General features: G+C 71.1%; 22 protein-coding genes. 3 read left to right on the plus strand and 19 right to left on the minus strand.

Translation table 11 applies throughout. The annotated features are described in order from the left end of the window. Window positions 1–16: 16 nt before the first annotated feature. From AC3EU2_RS02255 to AC3EU2_RS02280, 6 genes are all read right to left on the minus strand, one after another. Window positions 17–1,375 carry an AI-2E family transporter gene (locus tag AC3EU2_RS02255; protein ID WP_488178124.1) on the minus strand — a complete coding sequence of 453 codons (1,359 nt, stop codon included), beginning with the start codon at window positions 1,373–1,375 and terminating at the stop codon, window positions 17–19. Window positions 1,376–1,416: 41 nt separating this feature from the next. Continuing rightward, window positions 1,417–1,716, minus strand: a complete 300-nt coding sequence (locus AC3EU2_RS02260; RefSeq protein WP_488178125.1) for a hypothetical protein — start codon at window positions 1,714–1,716, stop codon at window positions 1,417–1,419. Window positions 1,717–1,831: 115 nt separating this feature from the next. Next, window positions 1,832–2,419, minus strand: coding sequence for a hypothetical protein (locus AC3EU2_RS02265; RefSeq protein ID WP_488178126.1), 588 nt, complete (start codon window positions 2,417–2,419; stop codon window positions 1,832–1,834). A gap of 167 nt (window positions 2,420–2,586) precedes the next feature. Beyond that, window positions 2,587–5,043: a GcvT family protein gene (locus AC3EU2_RS02270; protein ID WP_488178127.1), complete on the minus strand. Its 2,457-nt coding sequence runs from the start codon at window positions 5,041–5,043 to the stop codon at window positions 2,587–2,589. A gap of 112 nt (window positions 5,044–5,155) precedes the next feature. Continuing rightward, entirely contained in the window at window positions 5,156–6,934 is a 1,779-nt protein-coding gene (locus tag AC3EU2_RS02275; RefSeq protein ID WP_488178128.1) for a 3-hydroxyacyl-CoA dehydrogenase family protein, read from the minus strand. 97 nt (window positions 6,935–7,031) lie between these two features. Continuing rightward, window positions 7,032–7,448 (minus strand): hypothetical protein, encoded by a 417-nt coding sequence (locus AC3EU2_RS02280; RefSeq protein WP_488178129.1) that lies wholly within the window; start codon window positions 7,446–7,448, stop codon window positions 7,032–7,034. Between the two features lie 72 nt (window positions 7,449–7,520). Here AC3EU2_RS02280 and nucS point away from each other — a divergent pair, with 72 nt between their 5' ends. Continuing rightward, window positions 7,521–8,216: an endonuclease NucS gene (nucS, locus tag AC3EU2_RS02285; RefSeq protein WP_488178130.1), complete on the plus strand. Its 696-nt coding sequence runs from the start codon at window positions 7,521–7,523 to the stop codon at window positions 8,214–8,216. A gap of 15 nt (window positions 8,217–8,231) precedes the next feature. On the opposite strand, the gene AC3EU2_RS02290 is transcribed toward nucS, so the two are convergent. Continuing rightward, window positions 8,232–8,855, minus strand: coding sequence for a histidine phosphatase family protein (locus AC3EU2_RS02290; RefSeq protein WP_488178131.1), 624 nt, complete (start codon window positions 8,853–8,855; stop codon window positions 8,232–8,234). A 98-nt stretch (window positions 8,856–8,953) separates the two neighbouring features. Here AC3EU2_RS02290 and AC3EU2_RS02295 point away from each other — a divergent pair, with 98 nt between their 5' ends. Further along, window positions 8,954–10,222 carry a GNAT family N-acetyltransferase gene (locus AC3EU2_RS02295; protein WP_488178132.1) on the plus strand — a complete coding sequence of 423 codons (1,269 nt, stop codon included), beginning with the start codon at window positions 8,954–8,956 and terminating at the stop codon, window positions 10,220–10,222. Between the two features lie 36 nt (window positions 10,223–10,258). On the opposite strand, the gene AC3EU2_RS02300 is transcribed toward AC3EU2_RS02295, so the two are convergent. The 3 genes from AC3EU2_RS02300 to AC3EU2_RS02310 form a co-directional block, all read right to left on the minus strand. Next, window positions 10,259–12,274: a protein meaA gene (locus AC3EU2_RS02300; RefSeq protein ID WP_488179426.1), complete on the minus strand. Its 2,016-nt coding sequence runs from the start codon at window positions 12,272–12,274 to the stop codon at window positions 10,259–10,261. Between the two features lie 133 nt (window positions 12,275–12,407). Continuing rightward, complete coding sequence (locus AC3EU2_RS02305) at window positions 12,408–13,451, minus strand: heparan-alpha-glucosaminide N-acetyltransferase domain-containing protein (protein ID WP_488178133.1); 1,044 nt, start codon at window positions 13,449–13,451, stop codon at window positions 12,408–12,410. A 21-nt stretch (window positions 13,452–13,472) separates the two neighbouring features. After that, window positions 13,473–13,826, minus strand: coding sequence for an STAS domain-containing protein (locus AC3EU2_RS02310; protein ID WP_488178134.1), 354 nt, complete (start codon window positions 13,824–13,826; stop codon window positions 13,473–13,475). Window positions 13,827–13,927: 101 nt separating this feature from the next. Between AC3EU2_RS02310 and AC3EU2_RS02315 the strand changes: the two genes are divergently transcribed. Further along, window positions 13,928–14,593, plus strand: a complete 666-nt coding sequence (locus tag AC3EU2_RS02315; protein ID WP_488178135.1) for a cob(I)yrinic acid a,c-diamide adenosyltransferase — start codon at window positions 13,928–13,930, stop codon at window positions 14,591–14,593. A 71-nt stretch (window positions 14,594–14,664) separates the two neighbouring features. Here AC3EU2_RS02315 and AC3EU2_RS02320 read toward each other — a convergent pair whose 3' ends face one another. The 9 genes from AC3EU2_RS02320 to AC3EU2_RS02360 all read right to left on the minus strand — a co-directional run bounded on the left by AC3EU2_RS02320 (window position 14,665) and on the right by AC3EU2_RS02360 (window position 23,226). Beyond that, window positions 14,665–15,093, minus strand: coding sequence for a DUF2550 family protein (locus tag AC3EU2_RS02320; RefSeq protein ID WP_488178136.1), 429 nt, complete (start codon window positions 15,091–15,093; stop codon window positions 14,665–14,667). Window positions 15,094–15,112: 19 nt separating this feature from the next. Continuing rightward, on the minus strand, window positions 15,113–15,382 hold the full coding sequence (locus AC3EU2_RS02325) for a F0F1 ATP synthase subunit epsilon (protein WP_488178137.1): 270 nt from the start codon (window positions 15,380–15,382) through the stop codon (window positions 15,113–15,115). 94 nt (window positions 15,383–15,476) lie between these two features. Further along, window positions 15,477–17,264 (minus strand): hypothetical protein, encoded by a 1,788-nt coding sequence (locus AC3EU2_RS02330; RefSeq protein ID WP_488178138.1) that lies wholly within the window; start codon window positions 17,262–17,264, stop codon window positions 15,477–15,479. Continuing rightward, on the minus strand, window positions 17,212–18,690 hold the full coding sequence (atpD, locus tag AC3EU2_RS02335) for a F0F1 ATP synthase subunit beta (RefSeq protein ID WP_488178139.1): 1,479 nt from the start codon (window positions 18,688–18,690) through the stop codon (window positions 17,212–17,214). Before atpD ends, AC3EU2_RS02330 begins: the two co-directional genes overlap by 53 nt. A gap of 11 nt (window positions 18,691–18,701) precedes the next feature. Then, complete coding sequence (locus AC3EU2_RS02340) at window positions 18,702–19,604, minus strand: F0F1 ATP synthase subunit gamma (protein ID WP_488178140.1); 903 nt, start codon at window positions 19,602–19,604, stop codon at window positions 18,702–18,704. A gap of 127 nt (window positions 19,605–19,731) precedes the next feature. Next, a complete protein-coding gene (gene atpA, locus AC3EU2_RS02345; RefSeq protein WP_488178141.1) occupies window positions 19,732–21,369 on the minus strand; it encodes a F0F1 ATP synthase subunit alpha in 1,638 nt (545 codons plus the stop codon). 108 nt (window positions 21,370–21,477) lie between these two features. Further along, the gene (locus tag AC3EU2_RS02350; protein ID WP_488178142.1) at window positions 21,478–22,287 is read right to left on the minus strand and encodes a F0F1 ATP synthase subunit delta; all 810 of its coding nucleotides are present in this window, start codon (window positions 22,285–22,287) and stop codon (window positions 21,478–21,480) included. Beyond that, window positions 22,287–22,958 (minus strand): F0F1 ATP synthase subunit B, encoded by a 672-nt coding sequence (locus AC3EU2_RS02355; protein WP_488178143.1) that lies wholly within the window; start codon window positions 22,956–22,958, stop codon window positions 22,287–22,289. Before AC3EU2_RS02355 ends, AC3EU2_RS02350 begins: the two co-directional genes overlap by 1 nt. 61 nt (window positions 22,959–23,019) lie before the next feature. Continuing rightward, window positions 23,020–23,226 (minus strand): ATP synthase F0 subunit C, encoded by a 207-nt coding sequence (locus AC3EU2_RS02360; RefSeq protein ID WP_211254743.1) that lies wholly within the window; start codon window positions 23,224–23,226, stop codon window positions 23,020–23,022. Window positions 23,227–23,291: the final 65 nt, after the last annotated feature.

Here is a 23,291-nt window from a genome sequence, read left to right on the forward strand (position 1 = left end):
CATGGCGGAGCGGCGCTCACTGGTGTCGCTGCCGCGGGACGAGCACCTCGTCGACGAGGAGCAGGATCGCGGCCGCCACCGGGATGGCCAGGAGGGCGCCCAGCACCCCCAGCAGGGTGCCGCCGGCCAGGGCCGCGACCACCGTCAACGCCCCCGGCACCGAGACGGTCCGCTGCATGATCTTCGGGGCGATGACGTAGTTCTCCACCTGCTGGTAGACGAGGTAGTAGAGCGCGGCGAACAGGGCGATCTTGGGCTCGTCGAAGAACGCGACCGTGCAGACGAGCCCGGCGCCCAGGGTCGCGCCGACCATCGGGATGAGCCCGAGGAAGCCGACGAGCACGGCGAGGACCGCGGCGTACGGGATGCCGAGCAGCGTCATCATGACGTAGCTGAGGATCGCGTTGATCGTCGCGATGGCGACCTGCCCGATCGCGTAGGACCCGGTGCGCCGCATGATCTCCTCGCTCAGCTGGACCACCCGGTTGCGGCGGCTCGCGGGCACCATCGAGTAGGCGGTGCGCTTCATCTTCGGCAGCGACGCGAGGAAGTAGAGCGTGAGGATGAGGATGGTGAAGGTCTGGAAGACCCCGTTGAGGACCGCGCGACCGGCACCGAGGACGCCACCGAGGACCGAGCTGATGAAGGTCTCGTCGGTGAGGCGCTTGTTGAACTCCTCGCTGATCTTGTCGACGACGTCGTAGTTCTTGTCGAGCTCCTGAACCCACGAGGCGTTGAGGATCCGGTCGACGTAGCTGGGCGCCTCCTGGACGAGCTCACCGCCCTGGGTCACCACCGGCGGGAAGACGAGCAGCCCGAGGAGCGTGAAGACGACGAGCACGCCGACGAAGACAATGGCCACGGACAGCGACCGCCTGAGCCCTCGGCGTCCCAGCCACTCGACGAGCGGGTTGAGCGCCAGGGTGAGGAAGAGGGCGACGATGAGGATGGTGATCGTCGTCGCGAGCCGGCCGAGTGAGTGCCACAGGCCGATCGCGATGAGGGCACCGAGGGCACCGACGAAGCCGAGGTAGAACGCCGACTGGCGGTTCATCGGCCGGCCCATCTCGCCGAACTGGGTGGTGCCCGAGGTGCCGGGGCGCACCGATCCGTCCGCCGCCGCGGCGGCCCCCGCACGCCCGCCCCGGCCGTCGCCAGCGGCGCGGTCGCGCTCGCCGACGGCATCGCCACCGCCACCGTCACCGTCGCGATCGCGATCGCCGCCGTCGTCCCGGTCCAGCAGGTCGGCGAGCAGGCTCCGCTCGAGGTGCTCGTCCTCGTGGTGGATGCGGTTGCTCTCGCGCAGCGCGGCCCGTTGACGAGTGCGGTAGTCACGCCAGTTGCGGATCGAGTTCTTGCCCCAGCTCAGGTTCACGTGACCTCCTCGGGCGCCACCCTAGCCGCGCGGGGCCGACCTCAACGGATGGCGCCCGGCGGGTGTCGACGCTCCCGGGCGGCCCAGCACGACGTGTGCCAGTGCCGTCGGTCGCCGACACCTCCGACCCCCTCCTCCGGCCAGGCCACGAGGTGGGGCGTTCCGGGCGGGATGCCCTGCACGCACCCGGGGCAGAGGTAGGTGCGGTCCGACGACGCCCCGGTGAGCCGGCGGACGGCCCAGCGCTGGCCGGCATACGTCTCCGTCGTCGTGCCGCCGCCGAGGCGGCCGAGCGCGAGCGGCACGTCGTCGCGGCGGCGGCGGTTGGCGCGAGGGGACATGGCTCCAGTGTCCCGCGTGGCGGCGCGAGCGCGCGCCGCCGGGCTCGGGCACACGCCGGAGACGGCCCCGCGGCGGGAAGCCTGCGGGACCGTCTCGGTCGGGGTCGGGCGGGGGTCAGGCGGTGGCCGGGGTGGCGGTCACCCGAGCCGTTACGCCGAACTCCTGCTCGACCGGGACGCGGCGGAGGTGCCGGAAGCCGAGGAGGCTGAGGACGAGCATCCCGAGCGAGCCGGCGAGCGCGGTCCAGGCGGCGTAGCCGGCGATCTTGCCCATCGTCCCGAAGGCGTAGGCGTTGAGCAGGAGCCCGCGCAGGGTCTCACCGCGGAAGGCAAGCTGGACAAGGCCGGCGGCCTTCTCGTCGTCCGGGTTGGCGCGCGAGATGTTGCTCAGCTCGGAGTAGGACTTGCCACCGGTCGACGCGTCGAGGTGGACCTTGATGTAGTGGTCGGCGTAGGCCTTGGCCTGGTCGCCCGTGAGGAGCTGCTGGCCGGCGTACTTCTCGAGGTGCGGCTTGACCGCCGGGTCGTTGAGCTGCTCGCTGCCGGCCTCGGGGAAGAAGATCTGCTGCGCGGACAGCTGGGTGCTGACGTTGTCGGCGACGAAGTTGCTCGCCCAGGTGAGAAGTCCGCCCGCAACGAGCAGGACGACGGCGACGATGAGGCCGCCCGTCGTGAGCAGTGCGTCCAGGGTACGTCGTCGCATGGCTGATCTTTTCCTCTTCTGGGCTGGTGGCCCGTGCTGTGTGTATGCCGTTCCGGCACACCACGAGTCTCGCCCGGAGGAGGGGTCCCGCAGCAGGGACGATGGTCCCGCCTACTGGAAATTTCAATGAGACCTGCGCCACTCGGACAGGACGGCCCCGAGGCCGCTCAGGAGCGGACGCGGGCGCTCGTCGGGTCGTACATCGGCCGGAGGGAGACGGTGGCGGGCAGGCGCGTCCCCGCGACGTCGACCTCCCACGCACCCTCGTCGAGCCACGCCGCGCTCACCGGGCCGTCCGCCGTGACCGACGCGATGCCGACCGCCGCGCCGAGGGTCCACCCGTAGGACGCGGAGCGCACGTCCCCCACCGGGACGCCGTCGCGCAGCAGCACCTCCGCCCCGAACATCAGCGGCTCGGGGTCGGAGAGCAGCACCTGCACGAGCCGGTCGCGGCGAGGGGTCACGCGCTCGGCCACGACGGCGTCACGCCCGGTGAAGTCGTGCGCCAGGTCGACGGCGAACCCCAGTCCGGCGCTGCCGACGGTGTCGGTGTTGTCGATGTCGTGCCCGTAGTCGCGGTAGGCCTTCTCGAGCCGCAGCGACCCGAGGGCCTTCAGCCCCACCGGGCGCAGACCGTATGCCGTGCCGCGCTCGCGCAGCGCCCTCCAGACCGCGGCCGTGTCGGCCCGCGGCACGTAGAGCTCGTAGCCCAGCTCGCCGACGTAGGTGATCCGCACGCACAGGACCTCCACGCCGGCGACCGTCACGGTGCGCGCGCTCCGGAACGGGAAGGCCTCGTGGGAGAGGTCCGCGTCGGTGAGCTCGGCGAGCAGCTCGCGCGAGCGCGGGCCCTGGACGTTGAGCTGTCCAGTGGCCTCGGTGACGTCCTCGACCGTGACGTCGGCCTCCCCGATCGCCCGGCGCAGCCAGGCGAGGGTGTGGCCGTGGGCGGTGTCGGACGCGACGACGAGGAAGTCGCCCTCGCCGCGCTTGGTCACGGTGAGGTCCGCCTCCAGCCCCCCGTCGGGACCGAGCCACTGGGTGTACGTGATGCGGTCGACCTCCCCGTCGACGTGTCCCGCACTGACCCGCTCGAGCACCGCGCCGGAGTCGGGACCGGTGACGGCGAACGTCGCCATGAACGACATGTCGATGAGGCCCACCGCCTCGCGGACCGCCCGGTGCTCCGCCTCCCAGTGCTCGAACCACGGCTGGCGGCTCCACGACGGGGTGAGTCGCGCGACCCTGCCGTCACCGGCATACCAGTCCGCGCTCTCCCAGCCCGAGACGTCCTTGAGCCGGGCGCCTGCGGCGACCATCTCGTCGTGCACGGGCGAGGCGAACGTGCCGCGACCGGTGGTGAGCTCGACTCCGGGGGTGTGGGCGGCATACGTCTTGCCGAGGACCTCCATGACGCGGTCGCGGCGGTAGTCGCGGTGCAGCTGGTGCGGCCTGAACCTGGCGACATCGATCGCGGTGACGTCGACGTCGGGGCGACCGTTCGCGATCCAGTGGGCCATGACCCGCCCGAGACCACCGCTGCTGAGGATGCCGACCGAGTTGAGCCCGGCGGCGACGAAGTAGCCCTGCAGGTCGGGCGCCTCACCGACCGCGGGCAGCCGGTCGGGCGTGAACGACTCCGGCCCGCAGAAGAAGGTGCGGACCCCGACGTCGAAGGTCACCGGCACCCGCGACATCGCGGTCTCGAGCGCCGGGGAGACGCGGTCCCAGTCCGGCGGCAACGTGCCGAAGGAGAAGTCGTCAGGGATCCGGTCGAGGTGCCAGGGCGCGGCGACCGGCTCGAAGAGGCCGACCATGAGGCCGCCGCCCTCCTCGCGGTAGTAGCCGTAGCGGGCCGGGTCCTCGAAGATCGGGCCGTCGGGGTCGATGCCCGGGATCGTGTCGGTGATGAGGTAGTAGTGCTCGGCGGCCTGATTGGGGATGACGACGCCGTGCCGCTCCCCCAGCTGGCGGGCCCACATGCCGGTGCAGTTGACGACCGTCTCGCACTCGATGTCCCCGGCGCTGGTGCGCACGCCCGTGACGCGGGGCAGGGCGCCGTCGGTCCGGGTGACGACGTCGCCGACGCTGACCCCCTCGACGACGCGCACCCCGAGCGCCTTGGCACCACGCGCCAGCGACATGGTGAGATCGACCGGGTTGACCCGCCCGTCCCCGGGCACGTGGAACCCGGCGACGAGGCCGTCCATGTCGGCGAGCGGGAAGAGCTCGGCCATCTCGCCCGGCCCGATCTCGTCGACGTCGAGGCCGAGGCGCCGCTGGAACGTCGCGACCCGGCGGTACTCCTCGAGCCGGTCGCCGTCGCCCACGGCCTCGATGACGCCGACCGGGCGGAACCCGGTGGAGAGCCCGGTCTCGGCCTCGAGGCGCCCGAACAGCTCGCGCGAGTACAGGCGCAGGCCGGTCAGCGTCTCGCTCGTGGTCCCGAAGCAGGTCATCAGCCCGGCGGCGTGCCAGGTCGTGCCACTCGTCAGGCGGTCCCGCTCGATGAGGACGACGTCGCTGACGCCCTCATGGGCGAGGTGGTAGGCGATCGAGGCGCCGATGACGCCACCGCCGATGATGACGACGCGGGCACGGTCGGGCAGGGCTGAGGGGCTCACGCTGGGAGGTTAACGCGTCGTCGCGGCACGTCGGTCCTGCCCGGCCACGCCGCCCCGGCGCCATGCCGGCGCGGGAGCGACATGGCGCTCGCCCGCGCCTGCGCCGCCCGGGTCAGGCGTAGGTGCGGAAGCCGCGTCCGGTCTTGCGACCGAGGTAGCCCGCGGTGACGAGGTGCTCGAGCAGCGGCGCCGGCGCGTAGCCCGGCTCCCGGAACTCGATGTAGAGCTCGCGCTCGATGGCCAGCGAGACGTCGAGCCCGACGACGTCGAGCAGCTCGAACGGGCCCATCGGCAGGCCGCAGCCGGTCTTCATCGCGGTGTCGATGTCGTCGGCCGTGGCGTAGTTGGCCGAGAGCATCTTCACCGCGTCGTTGAGGTAGGGGAAGAGCAGCGCGTTGACGATGAACCCGGACCGGTCGCCACAGGTCACCGGGTGCTTGTCGAGCTCGCGGCACAGCTTCTGCACCGTGGCGACGACGTCCTCGCTCGTGGACACCGTGTGCACGACCTCGACGAGCTTCATCACCTGGGCGGGGTTGAAGAAGTGCATGCCGACGACGTCCTCGGGCCGGGACGTCACCTTGGCGCAGTCGATGATCGGCAGCGACGAGGTCGTCGTGGCGAGGATGGCGCCGGGCTTGCAGATCCGGTCGAGGTCGCGGAAGAGCTCCTGCTTGAGGTCGAGGTCCTCGGCGATGGCCTCGACGACGAGGTCGACCTCGGCGAGGTCGGACCGCGACGTGCTCGGGTGCAGCCGCGAGAGGAGGGCGTCGGCCTCCTCGCGGGTGGCGCGCCCCTTCTCGACCGCGCGCGCCTGCGACTTCTCGATGGCGGCGAGGACGCCCGCGACCCGCTCCTCGGTCCGCGCGACGAAGGTCACCGACCGGCCCGCCCTGGCGAACACCTCGATGATCCCGGTCGCCATGGTGCCCGACCCGACGACACCGACCGAGCTGACCTCGCGCACGCTGACGCCCTCCGGCGCGCCCTCGCCGGGGGTGTGCCCGTCGGCCACGACCTGGGGCGATCCGGCACCGGCGTACGTGTAGAAGCCGCGCCCGGTCTTGCGGCCCTTGAGGCCGGCCGAGACCATCTGCTTGATGATCGGGCTGGGTGCGTGGAGCCGGTCCCGGCCCTGCTTGTACATGGTGTCGAGGATCTCGTATGCCGTGTCGAGACCGATGAGGTCGAGCAGCGCGAGCGGCCCCATGGGGTAGCCGCAGCCGAGCTTCATCGCCGCGTCGATGTCCTCGCGGGTCGCGTAGCGGCTCTCGAACATCGCCACGGCGTGGTTGAGGTAGCCGAAGAGGAGCGCGTTGGCGATGAAGCCGGCCTTGTCCCCGACGATGACGGGCTTCTTGTCGATCCGCTCGGCCAGCGCCTTGACGTCCTCGAAGACGTCGTCGGCGGTGATGACCGTGCGGATGACCTCGACGAACTGCTGGACGGGCGCCGGGTTGAAGAAGTGCATGCCCACGACCCGCTTCGGGCTGCTCGTCGACGCGGCGATCTCGGTGACGGGGAGCGACGAGGTGTTGGTCGCGAGGACGGCGTCGTCGGCGACGATCGTGTCGAGCTTGGCGAAGATCTCCTTCTTGAGGTCGAGGTGCTCCGGCACGGCCTCGACGACGAGCTGGCACGGGGCCAGCGACTCGAGCGCCGAGGCGTAGGTGACGTGTCCGTGGAGGGCGTCGTAGGCGGCCTGGTCGATCTTGCCGCGCTCGAGGGCGCGCCCCGTCGATTTCGTGAGGAAGGAGCGACCCCGCTCGACCGCCTCGTCGGTGACGTCGACCGCAATGACGTCGATTCCGTTGCGCGCGAACACCTCCACGATGCCTGCACCCATGGTGCCCAGTCCGATGACGCCTACAGTGGTGAACTCGCGTGACATGGTGGCGAGTCTGTCAGAGGGCGCGTGCGGTGTGCACCGGCCACGGGGGTGAGAGTCCTCACCGTGGCCCGGCACCACCCCCGCGCACCACCCCCGCTCACCAGACGAGCCCCGACGCCATGAGGGCGGACTCCGTCTGGAACCGCTGCTGGCTGCTCATCCCGCTTCTCGCCCCCTCGGGCGGCTGCACCTGCAGCTCACGACAGGCCTGGAGCAGCCCGTCGTCGTAGGCGAGCAGCGCGGCCCTGAGGTGGAGGGCCTTGGCCGGCCGCGAGCTGGCCGTCACCGCCTGGACCTCGGCGGAGAGACGGCGGAGACGGTCGGCGAGCTCCTGCGCCGGCACCGGCTCCGGGCGGGGCAGCCGCGCGTCGCGCCACGCCTCGTAGCGGTCGGTCAGCGCACTGTAGGGGCGCGGGGCGTGCCCGGTCGTGGCGTACTTGAGCAGCGCGTAGGCCGCGTCGAGGGCGGCGACGACCCCGGCGGTGGCGGCGACGTAGGCCGGTAGGTAGGTCACGGGCTCTCACCTCGCCTCCGAGTCTGCGCCGGGCGTGCGAGCACGGCAACCCCCTCCGGCTAGGGTGACCCGGTGCGAGTGGTGATCGGGACCTGCAGCGTCGACTACGACGGTCGACTCAGCGCCCACCTCCCCCTGGCGACCCGGCTGCTCATGGTCAAGGCCGACGGGTCGGTCCTCATCCACTCCGACGGCGGGTCGTACAAGCCGCTCAACTGGATGTCCCCACCCTGCGCCATGGCCGAGGTCGAGCCGCACGAGACCGAGGCCGCCGACGGCGTCACGGCGGTCTGGGTCGTCCAGCACGCCAAGTCCGAGGACCGGTTGCGGGTGCGCCTGCACGAGGTCCACAGCGACACCAGCCACGCCCTCGGCGTCGACCCGGGCCTGGTCAAGGACGGCGTCGAGGCCCACCTTCAGCGGCTGCTCGCCGAGCACATCACGACGCTCGGCGACGGCTTCACGCTCACCCGGCGCGAGTACATGACTCCGATCGGCCCGGTCGACATCCTCTGCAAGGACGGCGCCGGCGCCACGGTGGCCGTCGAGATCAAGCGACGCGGCGACATCGACGGCGTCGAGCAGCTGACCCGCTACCTCGAGCTGATGAACCGCGACCCGCACCTGCGCCCGGTGACCGGCGTCTTCGCGGCGCAGCAGATCAAGCCGCAGGCGCGCACGCTCGCCGAGGACCGCGGCATCCGCTGCGTCGTCCTCGACTACGACACCCTCAAGGGCATCGACAACAGCGAGCACCGTCTCTTCTGAGCCGTCCGGGACCGCTCAGACCACGGAGCGGTCGGCCCTGCCCGGCCACGACACGATCGTCACGTCGTCGGCGTCGATGCTCACCTCGGCCACCGCGCAGTTGGGCAGGAAGAGCTGCTTCGCCAGGTCGTCCCGCACGTTGTAACCCATGCGCGGCAGGCAGAACGACATCACCGCGCCGTGCGAGAACACGAGGACCGTCTCGCCCCGGTGCTGGTCGGCGATCTCCTCGAGCGCGCCGCGGTAGCGCTGGATCGCGTCGCGCCCACTCTCGCCACCGGGGATGAACGTGCCGAGGCGGCCCGCCCTCCACGCCGCGAAGACGCCGAGCAGCTCCGGGTCGTCGTGGTCGCGGCCGGCGAGCAGGCCGACCGAGAACTCCTCGAGCCCGGCCACGACCCGGGAGCCCACGTCGAGGACCTCGGCGGCCACCGCGGCGGACTCGACGGCCCGCTGCAGGTGGCTGGAGTAGACCGCGGCCACCCTGCGGTCCGCGAGCGACCCGGCGAGGTCGCGCACCTGCGCCACCCCCGTGTCGGTGAGCCAGCCGCCGTCGTCCGAGAGGACCTTGGCGTGGGGGTGGTCCGCGTCACCGTGGCGGGCCACGAGCAGGGTGGCGGGGCACTGCAGGTCGCTCATCGCTCCACCTTCCCACGCCGGCCCGACACGGCACCCGTATGCCGTCCGCGCGCCAATGCGTTCGACACCACCGTCGCGCGGCTGGTTGGCTGGGCGGCGTGACCGACGACCTCAGCTTCGAGACGCTCGACCTGCACGCCGAGGGCGCCGGTGACGACCCCCGGGTCCGCGGGTGGCTCGACGCGATCCTGCGCGGCTTCCTCCAGGGGAGGCCGACCGACGACTTCCGCGAGAAGTGGCTCCTCGTCGCGCGGGCCGACGGTGCGGTCAACCGCGGGGTCTGGGACGCACCGGCACCGGGCCTGGCCGGCGAGGTCCCGGTCGCGACGTTCGCCCACCTCACCAAGCAGCTCAACGCCGGCGCCGCGAGCGTCCCGGCGTGGATGATCACCGACGTCACGGTGGCACCGACCCACCGCCGACGGGGCCTCATGCGGCGGCTCATGACCGAGAACCTCGAGGCCGCCGTCGCCGCCGACGTCCCGCTCGCGGTCCTCACCGCGTCCGAGGGCGCGATCTACCAGCGGTTCGGCTTCGCCCCGGCGACCCGCGAGGCGCGCCTGCGGGTCGACACCTCCTCCCGCTTCCGGCTGCGCGAGCGCCCCGACGACGGCGGCCGCGTCGTCATGGCCGACCCCGGCGAGTCCTGGCCCGCGCTGGCGACCGTCAACGCCCGTCACCACGAGGTGACCCGCGGCGCCCTCGGCCGGCCGGCCTACTACGGCGAGTGGCTGCGGGGCTACGACTGGGACGAGCAGAGCGAGGACCGCAGGCTGCGGCTCGGCGTCCGCCTCGGCCCCGACGGCGAGCCGGACGGCTACGTCGCCTACACCGTCAAGGAGGAGGGGGACGGCGCCGAGGTCAAGGTGCACGACTTCGTCACGGCGACGGGGACGGCCTACCTCGACCTCTGGCAGTTCCTCGCCGACATCGACCTCGCCGAGGTCGTCGTCGGCCCGGCCCCCGCGTCCGACCCGCTCGTCCACGCCCTCGTCGACCACCGCGTGCGCCGGGTGACGTCGGTGCCCGACCACCTCTGGGTCCGCATCCTCGACGTGCCACGCTCGCTCGAGGCACGCCCGTGGTTCGCCGACGGCACGCTCGTGCTGGGCGTGAGCGACCCCCTGGGCCCGGCCGACGGCGCGGTGCGGGTCACGGCCTCCGGGGGCCGGGCGAGCGTCGTCCCCACGACGGACGAACCGGACGTGACCGTCGACGTCGAGACCCTCGGCGCCCTCTACCTCGGGGACGTTCCCGTCGACCTCATGGCCCGCGCGGGTCGGGTCACGGGCAGCGACGAGGCGCTCGGGCGGTTCGCCGCGCTGGCCGACGGGTCACCGTCGCCGCACTGCAACACCCACTTCTGAGCGGGCCGATCAGGGCCCCAGCCCGGCGAGCAGGGCTCAGTCCGCCGAGGAGGACGGAGCCGGCACCCGCGAGTCGCGGATGACGTCGACGAACCTCGACATGATCTCGTTGAGGCCGAAGTCCTTCGGCGTGAACACCTCGGCGACCCCAAGCGCCTTGAGCCGGGCGGCGTCGGACTCCGGGATGATCCCGCCGACGATGACGGGGATGTCGCCGGCGCCGGCCTCGCGCAGCCCGTCGAGCACCTCGGGCACGAGCTCCATGTGCGACCCGGAGAGGATCGAGATGCCGACGAGGTGGACGTCCTCGGAGACGGCCGCCGCGACGATCTGCGCGGGCGTGAGCCGGATCCCCTGGTAGATGACCTCGAAGCCGGCGTCCCTCGCCCGGACCGCGATCTGCTCGGCGCCGTTGGAGTGGCCGTCGAGTCCGGGCTTGCCGACGAGCACCCGCAGCGTCTCGCCGAGCTCCTCGCGCAGGGCGTGGACGCGCTCCCGCACGGCGGACAGCTCGAGGCCGGCGGCTCCGCCGGTGAGCCCCACCGAGCCGGTGACGCCGGTGGGCGCCCGGAACTCGCCGAAGACGTCGCGCAGGGCCTCTGCCCACTCCCCCGTCGTCACCTCGGCGCGGGCGCACTCGAGCGAGGCCTGCATGAGGTTCTCGTCCGTCGTCGCGGCGGCCCGGAGCCTGGCGAGCGCGGCGGCCGCGCGGTCGCGACGCACGGGGTCGGCGTCGCGCGCCTCGCGCCAGGCCCGCACGGCCTGCGCCGCTGCGGCCTCGACCCCCGCGTCGACGGTCTGGATCGCCGTGTCGAGGTCGGCCGTGAGCGGGTTCGGCTCGGTGCTCTGGAATCGGTTGACGCCGACGACGACGTCCTCGCCGGTCTCGATCCGCTGGCGGCGCAGCGCGTGCGAGGAGACGAGCGCCGACTTCATGTAGCCGCTCTCCACCGCGGCGACGGCACCACCCAGGTCCTGGACGCGGGCGATCTCGGCACGGGCCCCGGCGACGAGCTCGGCGACCTTGGCCTCGACCACGGCGGAGCCCTCGAAGAGGTCGTCGTACTCGAGCAGGTCGGACTCGAAGGCGAGCACCTGCTGCATGCGCAGCGACCACTGCTGGTCCCACGGGCGCGGCAGCCCGAGCGCCTCGTTCCACGCAGGCAGCTGCACGGCGCGGGCCCGGGCGCCCTTGGAGAGCGTGACGGCCAGCATCTCGAGGACGATCCGCTGGACGTTGTTCTCGGGCTGGGCCTCGGTGAGACCGAGCGAGTTCACCTGCACGCCGTAGCGGAAGCGCCGCTGCGTGGCGTCGGTCACGCCGTAGCGCTCGAGGGCCAGCTCGTCCCACAGCTGGACGAAGGCGCGCATCTTGCACATCTCCTCGACGAACCGGACGCCGGCGTTGACGAAGAACGAGATGCGAGCGACGACCTCGCCGAACCGCTCCTGCGGCACCTGCCCCGCGTCGCGCACCGCGTCGAGGACGGCGATCGCGGTCGACATCGCGTACGCGATCTCCTGCACCGGCGTCGCGCCCGCCTCCTGGAGGTGGTAGCTGCAGATGTTGATCGGGTTCCACTTCGGGATCTCGGCGACCGTGTAGCTCACCATGTCGGTGATGAGCCGCAGCGAGGGTGCCGGAGCGAAGACGTAGGTCCCCCGCGACAGGTACTCCTTGATGATGTCGTTCTGCGTCGTACCCCCGAGTGACCGGACGACGTCGGCCGGGTCCTCACCCGCCGCGACGGCCTGGTCCTCGGCCGCGACCTGGTACATCGCGAGCAGCCACATCGCCGTCGCGTTGATCGTCATGGAGGTGTTCATCCGGTCGAGCGGAATCTGCTCGAACAGGGCCCGCATGTCCCCGATGTGCGAGATCGGGACCCCCACCTTGCCCACCTCGCCGCGGGCGAGGACGTGGTCCGGGTCGTAGCCGGTCTGCGTCGGCAGGTCGAAGGCGACGGAGAGCCCGGTCTGGCCCTTGTCGAGGTTGCGCCGGTAGAGCGCGTTCGAGGCAGCGGCACTGGAGTGGCCGGCATACGTGCGCATGACCCACGGCCGGTCACGCTCCGGACGCGGGGGAACGGAGGCAGGAGCCGGTTCGGCAGGGCGGTCGCTGGGCATGCGTCGGACGCTACCGGCGGGTCCCCTGCCCCGACAGGGCCTCAGGCGGTGAGAGTGCTCACGCCGCGACCTCGACGCGCGGCCGACGAGACGGCGAGACCGCGTCGACGAGCCACTCCACCGGGCCCCGTCCGACGAACCGCCCCCAGGCCCACGCCCCGGCCACGCTGACCCAGACGAAGAAGAGGAAGGGCAGCCAGCCGCCGTCCGGGAAGATCGGGATCACCGGCACGAGCAGCACGACGTGCGCGACGTAGAGCGACAGCGCGACCCGGCCGATGACCGCGAGCGGCTGCAGCAGGGTACCTGCGGACGTGCGCCGTCTCCGGGCGATGTCGGTCGCCATGACGAGCCCGTATGCCGCGAGCGCCAGTCCCGTCTCCTGCAGCTGGTCGGGGTGGTCACCGGAGAAGACGACCTCCAACCCGAGCAGCTCGAGGGCCAGGTTCCCCCACACCATGGCGAGGCCGCCCATGAGGCACCACCACGAGGTCTGCTCGTCGTCGAGACCGCGCCGGGCGAGCACCGCCCCCACGAGGAAGATCGGCAACAGGGTGAGGACCCGGTAGTGGGTGTTGAGCACGAGCCACTGGACGAGCGGGTGGCTCGCCCACGCCGCGGTCGGCGCCTGCCCGCCGGCGACGCCGCCCGCCGCACCGGTCAGCGCCTCGATGACGAAGGGTCCGGCCGCGAAGAGGACGGCGGCCAGGCCGAGGAGCCACCGCGTCCCCAGCACGAGCAGCGGGGTCCCGACGATGAGGAGCAGCCCGAGGATGTGCAGGATGACCGCGACCCAGTGGTCGAGCCGTTCGAGGCCGACCCCGAGCAGGACCAGCGCCAGCCCGCGGACCACGGCCCGTGCGGTTCCGCGCCACGCGGACGGCCCGGGGAAGACCAGGCCCGCCGCCGCACCCATGACGAGCGCGAACAGCGGCGAGGCCAGGTCGTTGACCTGGAGGAGCAGGTAGGTCACCGCCTCCGACACGCGGCCGCCGACGAAGGGGACCGCGTGGGCGATGACCATGGCCACGACCGCGACACCGCGCGCGGCGTCGAGGCCGAGCACCCGGGTGGGGGCGGGAGTGGGGCCGGCTGGGGTCACCCGGCCAGTATCGACGACGAGTCAGCCGACGGCGGCGTGCACCACGGGCACGAGCGGGCCGACGACGTGGCCGAGGCGGGCCCGGCGCAGCAGGCGGTGGGTCCGGGGCTCGGCCGCGACGATCCGGAAGGCGCGCGAGCCGCGACGGGCCCGGCGCAGGCACTCGACGAGGACACCGAAGCCGGTGGCGTCGCCGATCTCGCACTCGGCCAGGTCGACGAGGAGGTCGTCGCCGCCGTCGTCGACGATGCGGTGCAGGACCAGGCGCAGGTCCGGCACCGTGTGGACGTCGAGCCGGCCACGCAGCGAGACGTGGTGCCCCGCGGCGTCGCGGTGCTCCTCGAGCGTGACGATCGTGTGTGCAGGATGCCGCATCGGCGCCCCCCTTCCCGTGGCGTCCATTGAACGTGACGTGGCCCACGTCGGCCAGATGCCACAGGTAAAGAAACGGCAAAGGTATCTGGCAGGCTCGCCCCATGGTCAACCTCACGCGCATCTACACCCGTACCGGCGACGACGGCACGACCTCGCTCGGCGACTTCAGCCGCACGACGAAGACCGACCCCCGGCTGGCCGCCTACGCCGACGCCAACGAGGCCAACGCCGTCGTCGGCGTGGTGCTCGCCACCGGTGACCTGCCCGAGGACGTCCGGGACGTGCTCATTCGGGTCCAGAACGACCTCTTCGACGTCGGCGCCGATCTCTGCACCCCGCTCCAGGAGAACCCCGAGTACCCGCCGCTGCGGGTCAAGCAGGAGTGGGTCGACGAGCTCGAGGCCGACTGCGACACCCAGAACGCCAAGCTCGAGAAGCTCCGCTCGTTCATCCTGCCCGGCGGCACGGTCGCAGCGGCGCACTTGCACCAGGCCACCACCGTCGTCCGCCGCGCCGAGCGGAGCACCTGGGCCGCCCTGGAGCACCACGGCAGCGACGTGGGTGTCGGGAAGGGCGAGGGCGGGATCAACCCGCTCGCGGCGGCCTACCTCAACCGCCTGTCCGACCTGCTCTTCATCCTCGCCCGGGTCGCCAACCTCGGGGCGGGCGGCGACGTGCTGTGGCAGCCCGGAGGTGGCCGTGCCGAGGCGCCCGTCAAGAGTCGGGCGATCGCCGCCGACGACGACCCGACCACCGACGACGACTGACGGACGCTTGCGTCTGCGTCCCTGGTCAGAAACCTGACCAAGGACGCAGACGCAAAGAGTCGGGGGCGGCGTCAGGCGACGTTGACGTTGAAGCCGGGAGGAGAGCTCTCCAGCCAGGCCCGCAGGGCGGTGTAGGCCGCCGGGCTCATCGCGAGCTGGTAGTCGGAGTTGGCCGAGATGCCGCTGACGCTCACGGCGTCGACCGGCAGCCCCGGCACCGGCTCGGCGAGCGGGCTCGGCGCCCCGAGCCCGAGCTCGTGGCGCATCCACGAGTGGTCGGGGCGCAGCGACGGGCCGACCACCGAGAACCAGTCGAGGTGGTCACCGGCGATGCGGGCCAGCCCGAGCCGCCAGCGGCGCTGGCCGGTGCTCACCGCACAGAGCATGAGCGGCTTGCCCCCGGAGATGTAGCGGCGGCGCAGCCAGACGTAGAGCAGGGACAGGAGCACGGCGCCGACCACCACCGCGAGCACGAGCTCGGCGGTGAGGAGGGGCGTCATGGCACTCTCCGCCCTGGGCTCAGTTGGCCATGCCCGAGGCGTCGACGGCCTCGGCGAGGATGGTGACCCGGTCGTGGTCGACCGAAAGAAAACCGCCGTCGACGATGGCCGTGCGGATGCCGCCCCCACCGTGGATGCGGACCTCGCCCTCGACGAGGACGCCGAGGAGGGGGGTGTGACCTGGCATGATGCCGAGCTCGCCCTCGATGGAGCGGGCACTCACCTGGCTCGCCTCACCTTCCCAGACCTTGCGGTCCGCGGCGACGAGTTCGACCTGAAGCTGGCTCACGTGATGACGTCCTTCGTTCGGTGGCGAGCGGCCAGTTTATCGGGTGCCCGCACGTGCGCATGCACGCATCCCCGCGCGGTCTTGGGGGCGAGTGTCATTCGGCATCACTGCGGAGCACGACGTAGTTCTCTCCGCCAGCAGCCACGACCGAGTAACGCCGCGCGACCCAGTCGAGGAGGGGGTCGTCCCCCATGCGCGTGGACCACTCCTCGGACGGCGCGCGGGTGGCTGCGCCACGGTGGACGATCACGCAGTCCGGAGCGCGTCCGCGGCGCTCTATCCACTCCACCGTCGCGCGGTTCGCAGACCCGAACGGCGCCAACCAGACGATGTTGGAGTCGATCCTGCCGTCGGCGATGACCGAGACCGCCGGGGCCGAGTAGGCCAGCACGCCGTCGCCGGGACCCTGGCACGAGCGCACGGCCGCGGTGAGCCCAGCCCATCCCCGTGCGACACCCTGGCCCGTGACGAGTCCGGCCGTCGGGCCGTTCCACGTCACCTCACCCTTCCAGAAGGGCACGTCACGGTACGGCTGCACGGCGTGGGCCGTGAAGAGAACCGCCGCACCGACCCCCAGGACCGCGATGCCCCACGTCGTCACCCCGCTGGCGACCGTCACCACGACGGCCAGCAGGGCAGGAGCGATGGCGACAGAGGGGGCGCCCCACACCGGGCTGGACGAGGTGCTGGCGGCGACGATCGGGACCTGAACGAGGGCCGGGACGACACCGACCACCAACAACGTGCCCGCGACTCGGTTGCGCCGATGCACTGCCAGGACGATGGCCGGGAACAGCAGGACGACGGTGATGACGATTCCCAGAACCCCGGAGGTCATGCCCACGTCAGGCAGTCCACGTTCCGGAGCGCTCGGACGCACCGCCTCGAGCCCCAGCAGCGCCGGCACCGCGACAGCGAGGACCCCGGTCAGCCGCGCCTTCTCCCGGTGGGCGAGGAGTGCCAGGAGGATGGCACACACCGATGCGGCCACGACCCCGTTCAACGAGAGCACGGAGGCGTAGTGGTGGGCAGCCGCTCCGAGGCGCTCGGCCGGCGGGATCCTCAGAGCCTGGTACGCAGTCGTGAAGCGGACGGTCTCCCGCACTGCACCCGCACCGCAGACAAGGAGCACCAGGGCCGCTGCGGCGAAGCTGGCCACGGCGCCGACGCCGACCCACGCCATCGTCGCCAGACGACGCGACAGCCCGACCACCGCCACGATGGTGAGGATCGCGGCCACCATGAGGACGGGGTAGAAGAACGCCGCCCCCACCGCGGCCGCACCGCACGCGATGCACCGCGCTCGCGAAGGCGTCAACACGGCCGAGACGCCGCAGACCGACGCCAGCAGCAACAAGAGCGCTGGGGTCGTGTTGTAGGACAAGGTCACCAGGTTGTAGGGCTGCGGCAACAGCGCGACCAGGACCCCGAGGGCTGCGACGCGGGGCGCCACATGGCTCCGCAGGATGCGATGGATCACCCACCCGACCAGGACGGAGAGGGCCACGGACCAGGACCTCGTGGCGAGGATGATGCCCGTCGACCCGACCGTGTTGTCCCACGCCCAGACGAACGGAACTGCCGGGAGGGCACCCAGCACCTGGATGTTCATCTCATCGCGAAAGGGGACGTCCCCGCGTGCAAGGCGCAGTGCCAGACCCACGTGATGCGATCCGTCGGCGAGATCGAGCCCCGCCGCCGCGCGCAGAAGCAGCACGACCACGACAGCGACCCAGGTGAACCGCCAGCCGGTGGGACGCAGACGCCCCAACCGTCGAGCCGCCTTCGCAGAGGCCAACGGTTGGGGCGTACTGGTCAGCAGAGGGAGGTCAGAGATTCTTCTGGATCTCCGCGGCCTGGCGCTCGACGTCGTCGAGGCCACCGCACATGAAGAACGCCTGCTCCGGGAAGTGGTCGAAGTCGCCGTCGGCGATCTTGGTGAAGGCCTCGATCGTGTCCGTGAGCGGCACGGTCGAGCCCTCGATGCCGGTGAACTGCTTGGCGACGTAGGTGTTCTGACCGAGGAAGCGCTGGATGCGCCGCGCCCGGTTGACGAGGATCTTGTCCTCCTCGGACAGCTCGTCGATGCCGAGGATGGCGATGATGTCCTGCAGCTCCTTGTTGCGCTGGAGGATCTGCTTGATCCGGACCGCCGTCGAGTAGTGCTCCTCGGTGATGTAGCGACGGTCGAGGATGCGTGACGTCGAGGTCAGCGGGTCCACGGCCGGGTAGATGCCGAGCGAGGCGATCTCACGGGAGAGCTCGGTCGTCGCGTCGAGGTGGGCGAAGGTCGTCGCCGGGGCCGGGTCGGTGTAGTCGTCGGCCGGCACGTAGATCGCCTGCATCGAGGTGATCGAGTTGCCTCGGGTCGAGGTGATGCGCTCCTGGAGGGTGCCCATCTCGTCGGCGAGGGTCGGCTGGTAGCCGACGGCGGACGGCATACGACCGAGGAGGGTGGACACCTCGGAACCGGCCTGGGTGAACCGGAAGATGTTGTCGATGAAGAGCAGCACGTCCTGGTTCTGCACGTCGCGGAAGTACTCGGCCATCGTCAGGGCCGACAGGGCCACGCGAAGACGCGTGCCCGGCGGCTCGTCCATCTGGCCGAAGACGAGTGCGGTCTGGCCGAGGACGCCGGCCTCCTCCATCTCGACCATGAGGTCGTTGCCCTCACGGGTGCGCTCGCCGACACCGGCGAACACCGAGACGCCACCGTGGTCGCGCGCGACGCGGGCGATCATCTCCTGGATGAGGACGGTCTTGCCGACACCGGCACCACCGAACAGGCCGATCTTGCCGCCCTGCACGTAGGGGGTCATGAGGTCGATGATCTTGATGCCGGTCTCGAACATCTGGGTCTTCGGCTCGAGCTGGTCGAAGTCGGGCGCCTTGCGGTGGATGCCCCAGCGCTCGGTCACCTCGAAGGTCTCGCCCTCCTTGAGGTTGAGGACCTCACCGGTCGTGTTGAAGACCTTGCCGAGGGTCGCGTCGCCGACGGGGACGGTGATCGGGCCGCCGGTGTCCTGCACCTTGGAGCCGCGGACGAGGCCATCGGTCGGCTGCAGCGAGATGGCCCGCACCATGTTGTCGCCGATGTGCTGGGCGACCTCGAGGTTGAGGTTCTTGCTCTCGCCGGCGAGGTCCACCGAGGTCGTGAGCAGGTTGTACTGCTCCGGCATCGCGTCGACGGGGAACTCGATGTCGACGACCGGGCCGATGATGCGCGAGACGCGGCCGATGCCTCCGGGCTCGGGGGCAACAGAGGCGGCGGCGTCGTTGTCAGGGACAGTGGCGGTCTGTGATGTCATGGGTTTGTCTCTCACTTGCTCTCGGCCAGGGCGCTGGCGCCACCGACGATTTCGCTGATCTCTTGGGTGATCTCGGCCTGACGGGCCTGGTTGGCCAGCCGCGTGTACTTCTTGACGAGCTCGTCCGCGTTGTCCGTCGCCGACTTCATCGCCCGCTGGCGGGCGGCGAGCTCGGAGGCCGCGGCCTGCAGCATGCAGTTGAACAGGCGCGAGTTGACGTACTTGGGCAGCAGCGCGTCGAGGACCTCCTCGACGGTGGGCTCGAACTCGTAGAGCGGGAACAGCTCACCCTCGGCGGGCGGCTCGGTCCCCTCGACGATCTCGAGCGGCAGCAGCCGGATGACCTCGGGCTCCTGGGTCACCATCGACACGAAGCGCGAGTAGACGATGTGCACCTCGTCGACGCCACCCTCGGACTCGGTGTCCTTGAGGAAGTCGTCGACGAGCCGGATGCCGACCTCACGGGCCCGCTCGAACGCGGGCTTCTCGGAGTCGCCGGTCCAGTCGGCGGCGAACTCGCGACCGCGGAAGGTGTAGAAGCCCACGGCCTTGCGACCGAGCAGGTACGGGACGGCCTCCTTGCCCTCCTCGCGCAGACGGGCGACGAGACGCTCGGACTCCTTGAGCACCGACGAGCTGTAGGCACCGGCGAGGCCGCGGTCGGAGGTGATGATGACGACCGCCGCGCGGGTCACCTTCTCCTTCTCGGTGGTGAGGACGTGCTCCTCGTTCGAGAAGGTCGCGACCGCCGAGACCGCACGCGTGATCGCGCGGGCGTAGGGGCTCGACTCGCGCACGGCCTGCTGGGCCCTCACGACGCGCGCTGCGGCCATGAGCTCCATGGCGCGCGTGATCTTCTTCGTCGCGCTGACGGAGCGGATGCGCTGCCGGTACTCCCGGATCTGCGCTCCCATAGGTTTCCGCCTTCCTGTGTCTCGAGTGTCTCTGTGGTGCCGGACTCGTGGCGTATGCCGGGCAGTCGCCGTGGCGACCGCGCTGCGGACACCGGGTGCTCACGTTCGGTGGGCACCCGGCATCGCGTCAGCGCTTCTGCTTGACGATCTTCTCCTGCTCGGAGTCGAGGGCGTCGTCGCCGCTCTCCTTCTCGTTGCCGATCGGCAGGTTCTCCTTGTTGGAGGGCTCGAAGCCCTTCTTGAAGGAGTCGATCTCGGCCTTGAGGGCCTCCTCGGTGGACTCCTCGAACTTGCCCGTCTCGCGGATCGCGTCGAGGAGCTCGCCCTTGCTGCGACGCAGGTGGCCGAGGAAGTCGGCCTCGAAGCGGCGGATGTCCTCCACCGCGACGGAGTCGAGCTGACCCGTGGTGCCGGCCCACACGGAGACGACCTGCTCCTCCATGGGGAACGGCGCCGACTGCGACTGCTTGAGCAGCTCGACGAGGCGGGCACCCTTGGCGAGCTGGGCCTTGGAGGCCGGGTCGAGGTCGGAGGCGAACATGGCGAACGCCTCGAGCGCACGGAACTGGGCGAGGTCGAGCTTGAGTCGACCGGAGACCGACTTCATCGCCTTGGTCTGGGCCGCGCCACCGACGCGGGAGACCGAGACACCCACGTCGACCGCGGGGCGGACGTTGGAGTTGAAGAGGTCGGCCTGGAGGTAGATCTGGCCGTCGGTGATGGAGATGACGTTGGTCGGGATGTACGCCGAGACGTCGCCCGCCTTGGTCTCGATGATCGGCAGGCCGGTCATCGAGCCCGCGCCCAGCTCGTCGCTGAGCTTCGCGCAGCGCTCGAGCAGGCGGGAGTGCAGGTAGAAGACGTCACCCGGGTAGGCCTCGCGGCCCGGCGGGCGCCGCAGGAGGAGCGAGACGGCGCGGTAGGCCTCGGCCTGCTTGGACAGGTCGTCGAAGACGATGAGGACGTGCTTGCCCTGGTACATCCAGTGCTGGCCGATGGCCGAGCCCGTGTAGGGGGCGAGGTACTTGAAGCCGGCGCTGTCGGAGGCGGGGGCCGCGACGATGGTCGTGTACTCCATCGCTCCGGCGTCCTCGAGGGTCGCGCGGACCGACGCGATCGTCGAGCCCTTCTGGCCGATCGCGACGTAGATGCAGCGGACCTGCTTGGTCGGGTCGCCCGTCTCCCAGAACTCCTTCTGGTTGATGATCGTGTCGACCGCGACCGTGGTCTTGCCGGTCTGGCGGTCGCCGATGATGAGCTGGCGCTGGCCGCGACCGATGGGGGTCATGGCGTCGACCGACTTGAGGCCGGTCTGCAGCGGCTCGTGCACCGACTTGCGGTCGACGACCGAGGGCGCCTGGAGCTCGAGCGCGCGGCGCTCGTCGCTCTGGATGTCGCCGAGGCCGTCGATCGGGTTGCCGAGGGGGTTGACGACGCGACCGAGGTAGGCGTCACCGACGGGGACCGAGAGGACCTCTCCGGTGCGCTTGACCTGCTGCCCCTCCTCGATCTTCGAGAAGTCACCGAGGATGACCACACCGATCTGGTGGACGTCGAGGTTGAGGGCGAGGCCCAACGTGCCGTCCTCGAACTCGAGCAGCTCGTTGGTCATGCACGAGGGCAGGCCCTCGATGTGGGCGATGCCGTCACCGGCATCGCTGACTCGGCCGACCTCTTCGCGGGAGGCCGCGCCGGGCTCGTAGGACTGGACGTAGCTGTCCAGTGCGTCCCGGATCTCCTCCGGACGGATCGAGAGCTCCGTCATGTGATCTCTTCTCCTCGGTTACCAGCCCCGGTGGGGCCGAAGTGTGTGATGTCTCTGGCGTGCTGTTCAGGTGTGCGGTGCTGCGGTGCTGCGGCTCGGCCGGCGGGTTCAGCCGGCGAGGTCGCGTCGGACGCGGTCGAGGCGGCGCAGGACCGTCCCGTCGACGACCTCGTCGCCGATCTGGATCCGGATCCCGCCGACGACGGTCGGGTCGAGCACCGTCTGCAGGCTGACCCGCTTGTCGTAGATGGAGGCGAGCGCCGCCGTGAGGCGGGACTCCTGCTGGGCGTCGAGCGGGATGGCGACGGTGACGAGGGCGGTGAGCTCGTCACGACGCTGGGCCGCGAGCTTGAGGTAGCCCTCGAGCACGCGGTCGAGGCGACGACCGCGCGACACGAGCACGGCCTGCTCCGCGAGCCGGATGGTCTCGGGTGCGGCCTTGCCCTCGAGGAGGGCGCGGACGACCCCGGCCTTTCCCGTGCCGTCGGTGTTGCGGCTGGACAGGGTGTCGCGCAGCTCGGTGTTGCCCGCGACGACCCGCTCGAACCGGAACAGCTGGTCCTCGACCTCGTCGATGCGACCGGCCTTCTCCGCGCTGGCGAGCAGGGCCCGCACCGCGAGGGCGTCGAGGGTGTCGCCGAGGTCGCCCTCGTCGGCCCAGCGCTGTGCGACGACCTCGCCCGTGAGGGACGTGGCCGCCTCGCTGACCTTGCCGCCGAAGATCCGGTCGGCCAGGGCCCGCTTGGCCTCACCCTCCCGGGAGGAGTCGGCGAAGGCGCGGCGCAGGGAGACGTCCCCGTCGATCGCCGCGGCGATCGCGAAGAGCTCCTCCGCGAGCGCGCCCCGGTCGACACCTTCGAGGGCCTCGTTGAGGGCCTTCTCGGCCGCCACCGTGGCGCCTCGCGACGAGCCACGCATCAGGCGTCCCGTCCCGCGGTGCCGTCCGTGCCGAGGTCGAGCTGACCCTGCTCGGCCTGCTCGGACCGCGGGGCGTCGGTCGTGGCAGGCGCGCCTGCACCGACCTTCTCCGGGCGGACCGCGCCGCTCTCGAGCTCGGCGAGGAAACGGTCGATCATGCCCTTCTGGCGGACCTCGTCCTCGAGCGACTCGCCGACGATGCGGCTGGCGAGCGTCGTGGACAGGGCGCCGACCTCGGAGCGCAGCTGGACGGAGGCCTGCTGACGCTCGGCCTCGATCTGACGCTTGGCCGACTCGGTGATCCGGCTCGACTCCGCCTGCGCCTTCTCGCGCATCTCGGTGACGATGGATGCACCCTCGGCCCGCGCCTCCTCACGGATGGCGTTGGCCTCGGTGCGAGCCTCGTGCAGCTGTGCTTCGTACTGCTGCAGGGCGGCCTGGGCCTGGGCCTGGGCCTCCTCGGCCTGCTCCATGCCGCCCTCGATGGCGGCACGACGCTCCTCGTAGGCCTTCTCCAGGTTGGGGACGACCTTGGTCGAGACCACCCAGTAGAGGACCCCGATCATCACGAGACCGAAGATCAGCTCGGGAATGTGCGGGATGAGGGGCATCTTGGCGCCCTCGGCGGTCGCCAGAGAGACGACCGTCGACGGTGTGGCGGTGAACTGCACGGATACTCCTAGTGCTTCGAACCAGTTCGGGGATGGGCCGTGGCCCGGTGGGCCGCTGGCGTCAGATGAAGAAGAGCACCAGACCGAAGATCGCGAGTGCCTCGGCGAGCGCGAAGCCAAGGATGGCGATCGGCTGCAGGAGGTTGCGGGCCTCGGGCTGACGGGCGACGCCGTTGATGTAGGCAGCGAAGATCAGGCCGACGGCGATGGCCGGGCCGATGGTCGCAAGGCCGTAACCGACGAGCGAGAGGTTGCCTTCCACGATGATTCCTCTTTCGTGTTTCTGGGGGTTTCCACCTCGGCCGAATGCCGGGCGGAAGACTGTGTGGTGAT

This window comes from Knoellia sp. B-D-2, assembly GCF_057714695.1.